The sequence below is a fragment of the Endozoicomonas sp. ALD068 genome (genome assembly GCF_049310145.1).
Taxonomy (GTDB): Bacteria; Pseudomonadota; Gammaproteobacteria; order Pseudomonadales; family Endozoicomonadaceae; genus Endozoicomonas_A.
On the sequence record NZ_JBLYNU010000004.1, the window covers coordinates 1,866,703 to 1,880,923 of the forward strand.

At 40.9% G+C, this 14,221-nt stretch carries 11 protein-coding genes; 1 reads left to right on the forward strand and 10 read right to left on the reverse strand.

The window, feature by feature from the left end; all coding sequences use genetic code 11:
* Window positions 1-158 precede the first annotated feature (158 nt).
* The 9 genes from ACO6V5_RS06635 to ACO6V5_RS06675 form a co-directional block, all read right to left on the reverse strand.
* Window positions 159-1,742 carry an F-box/WD repeat-containing protein gene (locus ACO6V5_RS06635; RefSeq protein WP_422137997.1) on the reverse strand — a complete coding sequence of 528 codons (1,584 nt, stop codon included), beginning with the start codon at window positions 1,740-1,742 and terminating at the stop codon, window positions 159-161.
* A 102-nt stretch (window positions 1,743-1,844) separates the two neighbouring features.
* Entirely contained in the window at window positions 1,845-3,446 is a 1,602-nt protein-coding gene (locus ACO6V5_RS06640) for a WD40 repeat domain-containing protein (RefSeq protein ID WP_422413754.1), read from the reverse strand.
* Window positions 3,447-3,635: 189 nt separating this feature from the next.
* On the reverse strand, window positions 3,636-6,122 hold the full coding sequence (locus ACO6V5_RS06645) for an ankyrin repeat domain-containing protein (RefSeq protein WP_422413752.1): 2,487 nt from the start codon (window positions 6,120-6,122) through the stop codon (window positions 3,636-3,638).
* A 286-nt stretch (window positions 6,123-6,408) separates the two neighbouring features.
* On the reverse strand, window positions 6,409-6,609 hold the full coding sequence (locus ACO6V5_RS06650; RefSeq protein ID WP_422475173.1) for a hypothetical protein: 201 nt from the start codon (window positions 6,607-6,609) through the stop codon (window positions 6,409-6,411).
* Window positions 6,610-6,718: 109 nt separating this feature from the next.
* The gene (locus tag ACO6V5_RS06655) at window positions 6,719-7,120 is read right to left on the reverse strand and encodes an ankyrin repeat domain-containing protein (protein ID WP_422441807.1); all 402 of its coding nucleotides are present in this window, start codon (window positions 7,118-7,120) and stop codon (window positions 6,719-6,721) included.
* Window positions 7,121-7,159: 39 nt separating this feature from the next.
* Window positions 7,160-9,193: an ankyrin repeat domain-containing protein gene (locus ACO6V5_RS06660; protein WP_422441806.1), complete on the reverse strand. Its 2,034-nt coding sequence runs from the start codon at window positions 9,191-9,193 to the stop codon at window positions 7,160-7,162.
* A 286-nt stretch (window positions 9,194-9,479) separates the two neighbouring features.
* Window positions 9,480-9,680 (reverse strand): hypothetical protein, encoded by a 201-nt coding sequence (locus tag ACO6V5_RS06665; protein WP_422492074.1) that lies wholly within the window; start codon window positions 9,678-9,680, stop codon window positions 9,480-9,482.
* 109 nt (window positions 9,681-9,789) lie between these two features.
* Window positions 9,790-10,221 (reverse strand): ankyrin repeat domain-containing protein, encoded by a 432-nt coding sequence (locus ACO6V5_RS06670; RefSeq protein WP_422441804.1) that lies wholly within the window; start codon window positions 10,219-10,221, stop codon window positions 9,790-9,792.
* A gap of 9 nt (window positions 10,222-10,230) precedes the next feature.
* Window positions 10,231-11,598 (reverse strand): ankyrin repeat domain-containing protein, encoded by a 1,368-nt coding sequence (locus ACO6V5_RS06675; RefSeq protein WP_422137991.1) that lies wholly within the window; start codon window positions 11,596-11,598, stop codon window positions 10,231-10,233.
* Between the two features lie 550 nt (window positions 11,599-12,148).
* On the opposite strand from ACO6V5_RS06675, the gene ACO6V5_RS06680 reads away from it, so the two are divergent.
* Window positions 12,149-12,856 (forward strand): hypothetical protein, encoded by a 708-nt coding sequence (locus ACO6V5_RS06680; RefSeq protein WP_422133800.1) that lies wholly within the window; start codon window positions 12,149-12,151, stop codon window positions 12,854-12,856.
* 179 nt (window positions 12,857-13,035) lie between these two features.
* Here the strand turns inward: ACO6V5_RS06680 and ACO6V5_RS06685 are convergent, their stop codons facing one another.
* The gene (locus tag ACO6V5_RS06685) at window positions 13,036-13,953 is read right to left on the reverse strand and encodes a WD40 repeat domain-containing protein (protein ID WP_422133799.1); all 918 of its coding nucleotides are present in this window, start codon (window positions 13,951-13,953) and stop codon (window positions 13,036-13,038) included.
* Window positions 13,954-14,221 lie beyond the last annotated feature (268 nt).

A 14,221-nucleotide genomic window follows, 5' to 3' on the forward strand; every position in this document is an offset into this window, starting at 1 on the left:
CTCAATGAGCAGCGACGTTTAATATTGATCCAGCGGTTTAGAATCGGTTTTAGAATGAAAGTTCATGACATGTTGTTAAGTGCAGCTAACAAAATTTATTTTTTTCAACACAGGCCGTATGGTGTCACTCATTGACCACCCGTGTTGAGTAAGAAAAATCACAAGATTGTACAGATACGCTGAAGAAGGGGTGGGGCAGCAGGCAATAAATCACTCCACTGTAGTTCAGTGATTATCGCCGTGTTGTCACCAGCGGTCACCACATGACTGCCATCGTCGCTAAAACAGGCTGATATAACCCAGTATCCATGGGAAATGCAGGCTTTTTCTAACCATGAGCCATCGAGCTGCAGACCAATGATTTTCGCTGTGCCATCATCACTGGCGGTCACCAAATGGCGGCCATCAGGGCTGAAGGTCGCTGAGGTGACAGGATCCTCATGTTTAAAGATGGCTTTTTCTACCCATTTTCCATTATTTTTCTGGCCGTAGATTTTCACTTTGCAATCACTGCAGGTCACCAAATGACGGCAGTCGGGGCTGAAGCTGGCTGATAGAACCTTCTTATCATGGGAAAAGCAGGCTATTTCTAACCATGAGCCATCGGGCTGCTGGCTGATGATTTTTGCTGTGCCATCGTCGCTGGCGGTCACCAGATGGTGGCCATCAGGGCTGAAGGCGGCTGAACTGACTCGATCCTGATGGTAAAAAGTGAAGACTGCTTCTTCCCATGATCCATCGGTCTTCTGGCGATGGATTTTCGCTGTCTTGTCCCAACTGGCGGTGACCAGATGGTGGCCATCGGGGCTCAGGTTACCTGAGTAAACAGCATTATCATGGAAAAATGTGGCTGTCAATTGCCATGATCCATCGTCCTTCCGGCTATGGATTTGCGCCGTTTTATCCGAGCTGTTGGTTATCACATGGCGGCCATTGGCGCTAAAGCTGGCTTTTATAACCGAGCCATTATGGAAAATGCAGGCTTTTTCTGACCATGACCCATCGCACCCCAGACGGTATATTTTTGCTGTGTCATCCCAACTGGCGGTTAAAACTTGCTCCCCATCGGGGCTGAAAATAGCTGTGCGGATCCTTCTTCCATGGGGAATGATGGTGTTTGTTTCCCATGATCCATCAGCCATGCGGCGGTAGATTTTTGCTGCATAATCGCAGTTGGCGATTAACAGATGGCGGCCATCGACACTGAGGACGGCTGAGTCGACTGATTCATTTTCGTAAATGGTGTCTTTTCTCACCAAATTAAATATTTTATATTCGGACATCAGCCTGGCTCTGGTGAAATATAACTGAGCAGGCACAGAAACCCCCACCGGGTTGAGGCCTGTGAGTGACTTCAACAACGCCTGATTATTCGTGAACGACTTTAACCAATCACGGAGTTGAGTAGCATCTTTTGTTTTGATGGCTGTTCTTAGTTGATACTGCTGTGGTGAAGGAAACCGACGATACCAGGCTTTTGCCAGAGCGTTATCCTTTTTGACAGCCGTGCGAAGGATGGTACAGGTAAGTTCCAGGCTGCGGATATCTCTAAACTCCAAATAGGAAAAAATCATGGAAAGTGGTAATGGGGTTAAAGCCTGCAATGAAGGTTTATCTTCTATTTTCTGGTCAGGTACCCTGACGCTCCTGTCTGCATGGTTACCCTCTGGTGTTTGCAAATGAGCTCGTTTAGGAGGCGAGTGTGAAACTTCAATTCTGGGGTTATTGTCTATTCCATTCATATTTTTTTCTCTGAAAGCAGGTACGTATCCTCAATGAGCAGCGACGTTTAATATTGATCCAGCTAGAATCCAACCATTGACCACCCTGTTGAGTAAGAAAAATCACAAGATTGTACAGGTACGCTGTAAAAGGGGTGGGGCAGGCAATAAATCACTCCGCTTTAGTTCAGTGATTTTCACCATGTGGCCACCAGCGGTCAGCACATGACTGCCATCGTCGCTAAAGCTGGCTGATAGAACCCAGCCATCATGGGAAATGCAGGCTTTTTCTACCCATGACCCATCGGGCAGCTGACCAATGATTTTCGCCGTGCCGTCGTCACTGGCGGTCACGAAATGGAGGCCATCAAGGCTGAAGGCGGCTGACCTGACGCGACCCTTATGGTGAATGATGGCTTTTACTAGCCATGATCCATTGTCTTTCCGGGCGTAGATTTTCACTGTGCCATCATAGCCGACAGTCACCAAATGACGGCAGTCGGGACTGAAGGTGGCTGATTCGACAATAGCATTATGGAGAAATATGGCGGTTAATTCCCATGAACCATTGTCTCTGCGGCTATGGATTTTTACAGTGCAATCACTACTGGTGGTCACGAGATGGCGGTTATCAGGGCTGAAGGTGGCTGATAAGACACTACTCTCATGGTCAATGATGGCTTCTTCTTCCCATGATCCATCGGTCTTCCGGGCAAGGATTTTCGCCGTACTATCCCAACTGGCGGTGACTGCATAGCGGCTATCAGGGCTGAAGCTGGCCGATTCGACACCATCATTATGGGAAAATGTGGCTGTCAATTGCCATGATCCATCGTCTATCTGGCTATGGATTTGCACCTTTCCATCCGAACTGTGGGTTATCACATGTTGGCTATCGGCGCTAAAGTTGGCTGATAGAACCATGGTATCATGGGAAATGATGGCTTTTGGTTGCCATGATTCATCCAGTTTCCATGCTTCTTCGTACCCCAAACTATATATTTTTGCTGTGCCATCGCGGCTGGCGGTCAACACATGCTTCCCGTCGAGGCTGAAAATAGCTGAGTAGACAAAGCTTTTATGGGAAATGGTGGTTACTTTTTCCCATGATCCATCAGTCATGTGGCGATAGATTTTTGCCTTGTTTTGGTAATTGACGGCTACCAGATAGCGGCCGTCGGAACTGAGTGCGGCTGAGGCGATACGTTTTTTTCCGTGAATGGTGGCTTTTGTCAGCAAATTAAATGTTTTACATTCGGACATCAGCCTGATTTTGGTGGAATATAACCGGGCAGGGAAACAACTATCCTCGCGATCGAGATTTATGAGTGACTCCACCAACGCCCGGTCATTCGAGAACGACTCTAACCAATCACGAAGTTGATTATCATCTTTTGTTTTGATGGCAGTGCCTAGTCGACACTGCTGTGCTGAAGAAAACCGACGATACCAGTCTTTTGCCAGAGCCTTATCAGCTATGACAGTCTCGCGAAGGGGGGGACAAACCCGTTCTGAACTGCGGATATCCCGAGGCTCCAAATCGTGAAGAATCATGGCAGATGATGACGGGGATATAACTGATAATGAAGGTTTTTCTTTTTCTTCCATGCCAGATACCATGATGCTCCTTCCTGCCCTTGTAACCGCTGATGTATCCAATCGAGCTCGTTTGGGTGGTGGCGAGTGAGGGCCTTGAACGATGGAGCTATTGTCTATTTTATTCATGTTTTGTTCCTTGAAAGTGAGTATTTCATCCTTGATAAGCAAGGGGCGCTATAGTTGATACTTGAATTTAGATTCGATTTTTGCAGGGAAGTTCATAACAGGTTGATAAGTAAAACCAACAAAATTTTATTATCTGACACTGGCAGAATGGCTGATTTCCAGGATGGTGCGTAACTTGAGTTATTTAAATCAGCTCATTTTTTGTATTTTCGGAGGTGTGGCTCCGTCAGTCGAGGTGTTAGTGAACGGACGCTTAGATGATTTCATTGTATTCCCACTATTTGTTGGGAAAGCACCGGCTGTTGAAACAACATCGGACAGAAATTCGATAATTGTATGAGCACCTTTTTTTCTTGCATAATCTAATGGACTATCACCTTCAGTTGTTAACTGGTCAAGAGTGAAGTCAGATCGTTTTAATAGTAATTGGATGAAACTTAGTGAATCAGACTCAATAGCTGCCATCAGTACAGTTTTTTTGCAGCCTTTTTTCTGAAGAAGTGTTTTTCTATTGCTGATCGCCTCTTCAACTTTTTTACGTGCTTTATCATAATTGTGAGAAGTTTTATTATACTCGCCAATTAATGCTACGATTTTATCTCCGTGAAATTCAACTCCCACTCTTGTATCTTTCAGATTATCTGCCAATGTCTCTATATCATAAAATTGCTGCTCGTTTAGCTTCCTCTTTATAAAGCTACGTACTGTGATATCGTATTTAATGGGCTGGTCAATATTCGCACCCAGATTGATTAGTTTGTTAATGATCTCAAGGCTTGTTGAGTTAATCTTTATCTGCAAGGCAATATGGCCTAATGCAGTCTTACCCTCAGAGTCCTTAGCATCAACGCAGAGTTTATGAGAATCTAATAGTGACTGAATTATCTCAGTAAAATCACTATTGGCATTCCTGTCTTTGCTTTTTTTGTAACAGTCAATAGCTACTTGGAGCGGTGTTATTCCTTTGAGGCCGGGAGCATTGATATCTTCTTTTTCTATTAATATCTTGACAACCTTCACGGCAGTATTCTGGATAGCATAAATAAGCGGTGTTTCATTGTTGACTTTTAAATTATTAATACTCAAGCGATTTATCATTATTTCCATCAGATCTGATGAGTCGGCTTGGATAATCGACATTAATAATCTTTCTTTGTAGTTATCTTTCAGATCACTAGCTTTGAGTGACAGCATCTCTTTTCTTATTATTTCATAAGCTTCAAATCGATCCATGCTGGTAAGTGTGTTTAGTTTGGCAATCGATGGTATCAACGGAAACCGGCCATTTCTGAAGTCTTCCAGATTGTCTGCCAATGTCTCTATATCATAAAATTCCTGCTTCTTTAGCTTCCCTTTTAAAAAGCTACGTACTGTTATATCGGGCATAATGGGCTGATCAATATTGCCACCCAGAGTGATTAGTTTGTTAATAATCTCAAAGCTTGTTGAATCAATTTTTTTCTGATGGGCAATATGGCACAATGCGGTCTTGCCCCGAAAGTCTTTAGCATCAACGCAGAGTTTATGACAATCTAATAGGGACTGAATTATCCTGGTAAAATCACTAGTACAATTACGATCGGTATCCTTATCTTTCCTTTTCTTGTAACAGTCAATAGCTACTTGGAGTGGTGTTTTTCCTTCGAGGCCGGGAGCATTGATATCTTGTTTTTCTATTAATATCCTGACAACCTTCACGGCAGCATTCTGGATAGCATAAATAAGCGGTGTTTCATTGTTGACTTTTAAATTATTAATACCCAGGCGATTTATTATTAATTCCATCAGATCTGATGAGTCGGCTTGGATAATCGACATAAATAATCTTTCTTTGTAGTTATCTTTCAGAACACTAGCCTTTATTGCCAGTATTTCTTTTCTTATTTTTTCATAAGCTTCGAATCGATCTAAACCGGAAAGTTTTTTTAGGTTGGCAGTCGATTCTATCAAAGAGTCAATAGTTAATTCATGGCTAATACCCTTCTGACTTCTGGAATTCTCTGTTTTTTCGACATCCCATAAAATTTTTATGTGATCGATAATACGGAGTCCATTGCTTAAAATGCAGGAATATAAATCACTATTCTTACCAGAACATCTATCGGGATGAAAATATTTTGTTAACGTTTTAATAATGTACTCTACATTTGAATTGTCTGAATTTTGATCAATCTTCAATATGTTGGCTAACAGAAACTTGAATATTGTTTTTTCGTTATCAGTTATTGTAACTCCGTTCTCAACTTTATTTAGAATTGATTCTATGTAGTTTCCGACACCTTTAAGTTCCCTTAAAGATTCTTTTAAATTAATCCTCTTTGATCTTTGTTGCTTATTGATCTCTTCTAGAGCGTCTTGTATTTCTATCGAATCAGCAATATTGCTCTCTATCGTTCTGCAGAAAGTTTCGGCATGCCTGTTTAATCCATCAAAAAAATCAGAGGTTTGAGCAAGGGTGGGTAATATATGAATGAATTCGATAGTTCTTTCATTGACAGGTGTGTCATTCGGAAGTTTATTGGAAAATTTAAGGCTCTGCTGACTATAAACTTCCATAAGTCTAATTTTTAAAAAGCGTCCCACAGATCTGCTGTTGCCTGAATGAATCAGGCAGCCACCTGTGTTATGTTCGTCAAACAGAACCTTTGAAATCAAACCAAGCGCTTCCATGTTCATAGTTATGTACTTCCTTTCATTAATTTTTTGTAAATGGTTTTTAGACTTTATTATTGATTAGGTCATCCGTTAGACTTTTACTTCTACTAAAAGTTCAATTAAGAGAATTTTGACTCGTGCCCACGGACCAGAGAGGCTGTCGCAAAACACTGGTTCCCATGCTTTTAGACCCTGTGGGTCCCAGCGTGGGAACCCATACCCAGCTCGCGCTGCAGAGTCCGTTTCTCATGGCAGGTATGCATTCCCACGTAGGGCGAGTGTGTTGCAAAACTTCAACAGCTCGTTCTCACGCTCTGAAGTCGTCATTCCCGCGAAGGCGGGAATCCAGTGCCAACGGTGGATCTCTGCCTTCTCCGGGATGACAAGGCCAGGGGTACACCGGGCAGTATGGTTCTGGTGGTGAGTCAGTGTGGATTCCCGCCTTCGCGGGAATGACGAGAATGAAGCCGGGAATGACGAGAATGAAGCCGGGAATGACGGGAGTCAACTCGTTCCCAGGCTGGAGAGAGTTTTGCGACACCCTCTCCAGCGTGGGAACGAGCCATGTCACCTATAGTGACTGATTTTCAGGATGATGCGTACTTGAGTTAGTTAAATCAGCTCATTTTTTGTATTTTCGGAGGTGTGGCTCCGTCAGTGGAGGTGTTAGTGAATGGACTATTTGATGACTGCTTTGTATTCCCACTATTTGTTGGGAAAGCACCGGTTGTTGAAACAACATCGGACAGAAATTCGACAATTGTATGAGCACCTTTTTTTCTTGCATAATCTAATGGACTATCACCTTCAGTTGTTAGCTGGTCAAGACTGAAATCAGATCGTTTTAATAGTAATTGAATGAAACTTAGTGCGTTAGACTCAATAGCTGCCATCAGTACAGTTTTTTTGCAGTCTTTTTTCTGAAGAAGTGTTTTTCTATTGCTGATCGCCTCTTCAACTTTTTTAAGTGCTTTATCATTATTGTGAGAAGTTTTATTGTACTCGTCAATTAATGCCACAATGTCATCTCCGTGAAATTCAACTCCCACTCTTAAATCTTACAGATTATCTGCCAATGTCTCTATATCATAAAATTGCTTTTCGTTTAGCCTCCTCTTTATAAAGCTACGTACTGTTATATCGCGTATAATGCGCTGATCAATATTGGCGCCCAGATTGATTAGTTTGTTAATAATCTCAAGGCTTGTTGAATCAATTTCTTTCTGAAGGGCAATATGGCATAATGCGGTATTGCCCTCAAAGTCTTTAGCATCAACGCAGAGTTTATGAGAATCTAATAGGGACTGAATTATCTCAATAAAATCACTATTCGCATTCTTATCTTTCCTTTTCTTGTAACAGTGAATAGCTACTTGGAGTGGTGTTATTCTTTCGAGGCCGGGAGCATTGATATCTTCTTTTTCTATTAATATCTTGATAACCTCCACGGCAGTATTCTGGATAGCATAAATAAGCGGTGTTTCATTGTTGACTTTTAAATTACTAATACTTAGCCGATTTATCATTATTTTTATCAGCTCTGATGAGTCGGCTTTTATAATCGACCTTAATAATCTTTCTTTGTAGTTATCTTTCAGATCACTAGCCTTGAGTGCCAGCATCTCTTTTCTTATTTTTTCAGAAGCTTCGAATCGATCTATACTGGAAAGTTTTTTTAGGTTGGCAATCGATGGTATCAATGGAAACCGGCCATTTCTGAAGTCTTCCAGATTATCTACCAATGTTTCTATGTCACAAAATTGCTTCTCGTTTAGCCTCCTCTTTATAAAGCTACGTACTGTTATATCGCGTATAATGCACTGATCAATATTGGCACCCAGATTGATTAGTTTGTTAATAATCTCAAGGCTTGTTGAATCAATTTCTTTCTGAAGGGCAATATGGCATAATGCGGTCTTGCCCTCAAAGTCTTTAGCATCAACGCAGAGTTTATGACAATCTAATAGGGACTGAATTATCTCAGTAAAATCACTATTGGCATTCTTATCTTTGCTTTTCTTGTAACAGTGAATAGCTACTTGGAGTGGTGTTATTCTTTCGAGGCCGGGAGCATTGATATCTTCTTTTTCTATTAATATCTTGATAGCCTCCACGGCAGTATTCTGGATAGCATAAATAAGCGGTGTTTCATTGTTGACTTTTAAATTATTAATACTCAAGCGATTTATCATTATTTCCATCAAATCTGATGAGTCGGCTTGGATAATCGACATAAATAATCTTTCTTTGTCGTTATCTTTCAGATCACTAGCCTTGATTGCCAGTATCTCTTTTCTTATTTTTTCATAAGCTTCGAATCGATGCATACTGGAAAGTTTTTTTAGGTTGGCAATCGATTCTATCAAAGAGTCAATAGTTAATTCATGGCTAATACCCTTCTGACTTCTGGAATTCTCTGTTTTTTCGACATCCCATAAAATTTTTATGTGATCGATAATACGGAGTCCATTGCTTAAAATGCAGGAATATAAATCACTATTCTTACCAGAACATCTATCGGGATGAAAATATTTTGTCAAGGTTTTGATGATGTACTTTACATTTGAATTGTCTGTGTTTTGATCAATCTTCAATATGTTGGCTAACAGAAACTTGAATATTGTTTTTTCGTTATCGGTTATTTTATCTCCGTTCTCAACTTTATTTAGAATTGAATCCATCAAGTTTCCGACACCTTTAAGTTCCCTTAAAGATTCTTTTAAATCGATTCTCTTCGGTCTATGTTCCTTGTTGAGCTCTTCTAGAGCGTCTTGTATTTCTATTGAATCAGCAATATTACTCTCTATCGTTCTGCAGAAATTTTCGGCATGCCTGTTTAATCCATCAAAAAAATCAGAGGTTTGAGCAAGGGTGGGTAATATATGAATGAATTCGATAGTTCTTTCATTGATAGGTGTGTCATTCGGAAGTTTATTGGAAAATTTAAGGCTCTGCTGACTATAAACTTCCATAAGTCTAATTTTTAAAAAGCGTCCCACAGATCTGCTGTTGCCTGAATGAATCAGGCAGCCACCTGTGTTATGTTCGTCAAACAGAACCTTTGAAATCAAACCAAGCGCTTCCATGTTCATAGTTATGTACTTCCTTTCATTAATTTTTTGTAAATGGTTTTTAGACTTTATTATTGATTAGGTCATCAGTTAGACTTTTACTTCTACTAAAAGTTCAATTAAGAGAATTTTGACTCGTGCCCACGGACCAGAGAGGCTGTCGCAAAACACTGGTTCCCATGCTTTTAGACCCTGTGGGTCCCAGCGTGGGAACCCATACCCAGCTCGCGCTGCAGAGTCCGTTTCTCATGGCAGGTATGCATTCCCACGTAGGGCGAGTGTGTTGCAAAACTTCAACAGCTCGTTCTCACGCTCTGAAGTCGTCATTCCCGCGAAGGCGGGAATCCAGTGCCAACGGTAGATCTCTGCCTTCTCCGGGATGACAAGGCCAGGGGTACACCGGGCAGTATGGTTCTGGTGGTGAGTCAGTGTGGATTCCCGCCTTCGCGGGAATGACGAGAATGAAGCCGGGAATGACGAGAATGAAGCCGGGAATGACGGGAGTCAACTCGTTCCCAGGCTGGAGAGAGTTTTGCGACACCCTCTCCAGCGTGGGAACGAGCCATGTCACCTATAGTGACTGATTTTCAGGATGATGCGTACTTGAGTTAGTTAAATCAGCTCATTTTTTGTATTTTCGGACGTGTGGCTCCGTCAGTGGAGGTGTTAGTGAATGGACTATTTGATGACTGCTTTGTATTCCCACTATTTGTTGGGAAAGCACCGGTTGTTGAAACAACATCGGACAGAAATTCGACAATTGTATGAGCACCTTTTTTTCTTGCATAATCTAATGGACTATCACCTTCAGTTGTTAGCTGGTCAAGACTGAAATCAGATCGTTTTAATAGTAATTGAATGAAACTTAGTGCGTTAGACTCAATAGCTGCCATCAGTACAGTTTTTTTGCAGTCTTTTTTCTGAAGAAGTGTTTTTCTATTGCTGATCGCCTCTTCAACTTTTTTACGTGCTTTATCATTATTGTGAGAAGTTTTATTGTACTCGCCAATTAATGCCACAATCTCATCTCCGTGAAATTCAACTCCCACTCTTATATCTTACAGATTATCTGCCAATGTCTCTATATCATAAAATTTATTCTTATTTATCTTCCCTTTTAAAAAGCTACGTACTGTTATATCGGGCATAATGGGCTGATCAATATTGGCACCCAGACTGATTAGTTTTTTTATAATCAGAAGGCTATTTGGATCAATTTTTTCCTGAAAAGCAATATGGCATAATGCGGTTTTACCATCAGAGTCCTTAGCATCAACAGAGAGTTTATGATAATCTGATATGAACAGAATTATCGCAGGTAAACAACTAGTGAAAATCTGATCTTTCTTTTTCTTGTAACAGTCAATGGCTATTTGGAGCGGTGTTTTTCCTTCGAGGCTGAGAGCATTGATATCTTCTTTTTCTATTAATATCTTGACAATCTCCACGGCAGAATTCTGGATGGCATAAATAAGCGGTGTTTCATTGTTTATTTTTAAATTATTAATACATAGGCGATTTATCATTATTTTCAGCAGCGACGATGAATCGGTTTGGATAATCGTCATTAATAATTCTTCTTTGTGGTTATCTTTCAGATCACTAGCTTTGAGTGCCAGCATCTCTTTTTTTATTTTTTCATAAGTTTTGAGTCGATAGCAGTTGTCAATTTTGTTTAGGTTGGCAATCGATTCTATCAAAGAGTCAATAGTTAATTCATGGCTAATACCCTTCTGACTTCTGGAATTCTCTGTTTTGTCGACATCCCATAAATTATTTATCTGTTTGATAATATCGAATCCATTGCTTAAAATGCAGGAATATAAATCACTATTCTTACCAAGACATTTGTCAGGATGTAAATATCTTATCAACGTTCTAATAATGTACTCTACATCTGAATTATCTGTATTTTGGTCAATCTTTAATATGTTGGATAACAGAAACTTGTATATTTTTTTTTCATTATCAGTTATTGTAACTCTGTCATAAATTTTACTTATAATTGATTTTATGAAATTTCCGACACCTTTAAGTTCCTTTAAAGATTCTTTTAAATTGATCCTCTTCGATCTATATTGCTTGTTGAGCTCTTCTAGAGCGTCTTGTATTTCTATTGAATCAGCAATATTACTCTCTATCGTTCTGCAGAAATTTTCGGCATGCCTGTTTAATCTATCAAAAAAATCGGAGGTTTGAGCAAGGGTGGGCAATATATGAATGAATTCAACAGTTCTTTCATTGATAGGTGTGTCATTCGGAAATTTATTGGAAGATTTAAGGCTCTGCTGATTATAAACTTCCATAAGTTTAATTTTTAAATCGGGTCCCACAGATGAGCCATTGCCTGAATGCATCAAGTAGCCACCTCTGTCATGTACGTCAAACAGGACCTTTGAAATGTAACCAATCGCTTCCATGTTCATAGTTATGTACTCCCTTGTATTAACTTTTTGCAAATAGCTTTTAGACTTTATTATTGATTAGGTTATTAAGTTAGACTTTTGCTTGTACTAAAAGTTCAATTAAGAGCATTTTGATTCCTTCCCACGCTCCAGAGGCTGTCGCAATGACCTGCATATGCTCTCCACATATGCTCTGGTAGGATTTAGCTCAGTAGAACTCTTAATATGAGCTAAAATATTGGATGTCCCACACATGCCACACATGTTATATGCACATACGCTAAGTACTCAGCCATACGGAATCGAATATTTCTGGCTTATTGGGTAGGTGCTCTGCAAGGCGCAACGACGGGAACATAGCAAGTATGTGACCAGAGTTGCAACGCATCACGACTGCATGGATGCAGGAGCTAGAGCAACGCAGGAGCAGTTGCCGCGAGTGCCTGAACAGTAAGTCAGAAAATATGATTTCGTATGGTTGAGTACTTATGCTTCGGGCGAGGCCGCGTTTGACTTAGACAGAGCCGTATCGTCATATGGCAGTGTGGTAAGTAATAGCGAGGGTGAAATCATGAAATTAATTATCTCCTTTTTAACTTCTCTGCTGCTATTTTTTCCGTTTTCTTTGTTTGCTGATTCTTTTGCATTGCACAATCCAGATGAATACACCATAGAAGTATTTGATGGGGATTCAGTCGTATACGACAGGCATGACAGAAGCGTCTATTTTGGGGTAAACCCTAAAACCAATTACTACACAGTAAAAGTAGATAAGTTCCCAACTCCTATAAATGTAAAATTAAACAGTTCTTTAAATCAAAAGTACTATGAAGGAGGTTGTAATTATACCTTTACACTTAGCAAAGAACTTGGTTGGGAATTTACAGGCTCTGCTTTCCCTTGCACAGAAGGTCAGCATCATTTTTACCCTGTATTTACCGTCCGAAACGATTCGAATGTCCCAGGTGATCCAACTAAAAAAGGAATCAATGTCTACCCAGCGATTGCTGCAACTAAAGACGATTTTGCCACTGATCACCTACGGGGGGTTCTCGAACCAGGAGACTCCAGACTGATTACTGAAGACAATATTATATTAGTGAACTTAGGTATAAAAATTGGTTCAAATATACAAATAGGATTTTTTGATCCTGAAATTCCTGGCTATATAGCTTGTGGGGATGATGTAATGACTTATAAGGGTCGATATACATTCACACTGACGAAAGCTAAAAAGTGTGTTATTACAAAAAGTATTGACCAGGCAAAAGCTGACTGATTATTGGAATGCGTTTGACTCCTTCCCACGCAGAGCGTGGGAAGGAGTTGTTGGGCTTTTGCGACAACCTCTCCAGCATGGGAAGGAGCCATAGCTAAATAACCAGAAGCACCCTGTTTTATTGCATCGAACTCAGTTTTGAGCAGTCAGGAACTTCTGCCTCCAAGCCAACAATCATTTCAAGTCAGAGCAGTAAGTTGCCTCGTTCCATCCTCACTGGTGGTCTCCAGGATGCGGCCATCGTAGTAGAAGATTAATGATTCGATCGGCCCATCGTGGTCAATGGTGATTTGTTTTGACCATGATCCGTTGGCCACCTCGCAATAGACTTTGGCCGTGTGATCGTCACTGGCGGTCACCACATGTTTGTCATCAGCGCTGAAGGTGGCTATTCCGATTTTGGCACTGTGGTAAATAGTGGCTTTTACTGCCCATGATCCGTCGTCAGTCAACCCAAAGATATTTGCTGTGTGATCGTCACTGGTGGTCAGCAGATGCCTGTCATCAGAGCTAAAGGTGACTGATCTGATGTTGTCATCATGGTAAATGCAGGCTTTTTCTATCCATGATCCATCTGCCTGCAGGTCAAAAATTTTTGCCGTGTAATCGTCACTGATGGTCACCAGATGCTTGTTATCATTGCTAAAGGTGGCTGATCTGATCTTGTCACCATGGCAAATACCGGTTTTTTCTGTCCATGATCCGTCTGCCTGCAGGTCAAAAATTTTTGCCGTGTAATCGTTACTGATGGTTACCAGATGGAGACCATTGAGGCTTAAGGTGGCTGAGCTGACAGGACCTGTAGTGGGAACGGTGGACTCTGCTAGTGATCCATCGGCCTGCCGATTATAGATCTTCGCGCAGCCATCGGCACTGACGGCCACCGAACGGTGGAGACCAATGCTTCCTTCGCCTTGAGTATGGTAGCTTTGCTGTTGCAAACTCTCATAACGCTCCATACAAAATTGTCTCAGTTCAACTGCAGTAACAACCTTTCCGAAACCAACACCTGTTGATGCGCTCTGCGGCTGAGCAGGTTTTGTTGAGTGTAAGTCCGGAAGTCCGTTAGCACCGGGAGCGCTATTTAAGTTATTCATATCATGTTCCTTTTTATTAAGTTGGATTTATCCTTCATTGCATAGATATTGTATTGAAGGTCATCCAATATTGATTTTCTCCATTTATTGGGAGTTCCTTTCAGGATAAAAGTTCATAACATTGTCGTAAGTGCAGTTAACAAGAAAACAGGACTCTGATTCGAAAAATGATCAATAAGTACTCAGTCATACGAAATCGAATATTTCTGGCTTATTGGGCAGGTGCTCTGCAAGGCGCAACGACGGGAACATAGCAAGCTATGTGACC

Bases quoted from the DNA above. Each gene is read 5' to 3' on its own strand.
- ACO6V5_RS06685 (WP_422133799.1), bottom strand. From the start codon at position 13,953: ATGAATAACTTAAATAGCGCTCCCGGTGCTAACGGACTTCCGGACTTA.
- ACO6V5_RS06640 (WP_422413754.1), bottom strand. From the start codon at position 3,446: ATGAATAAAATAGACAATAGCTCCATCGTTCAAGGCCCTCACTCGCCA.
- ACO6V5_RS06645 (WP_422413752.1), bottom strand. From the start codon at position 6,122: ATGAACATGGAAGCGCTTGGTTTGATTTCAAAGGTTCTGTTTGACGAA.
- ACO6V5_RS06635 (WP_422137997.1), bottom strand. From the start codon at position 1,742: ATGAATGGAATAGACAATAACCCCAGAATTGAAGTTTCACACTCGCCT.
- ACO6V5_RS06680 (WP_422133800.1), top strand. From the start codon at position 12,149: ATGAAATTAATTATCTCCTTTTTAACTTCTCTGCTGCTATTTTTTCCG.
- ACO6V5_RS06660 (WP_422441806.1), bottom strand. From the start codon at position 9,193: ATGAACATGGAAGCGCTTGGTTTGATTTCAAAGGTTCTGTTTGACGAA.
- ACO6V5_RS06675 (WP_422137991.1), bottom strand. From the start codon at position 11,598: ATGAACATGGAAGCGATTGGTTACATTTCAAAGGTCCTGTTTGACGTA.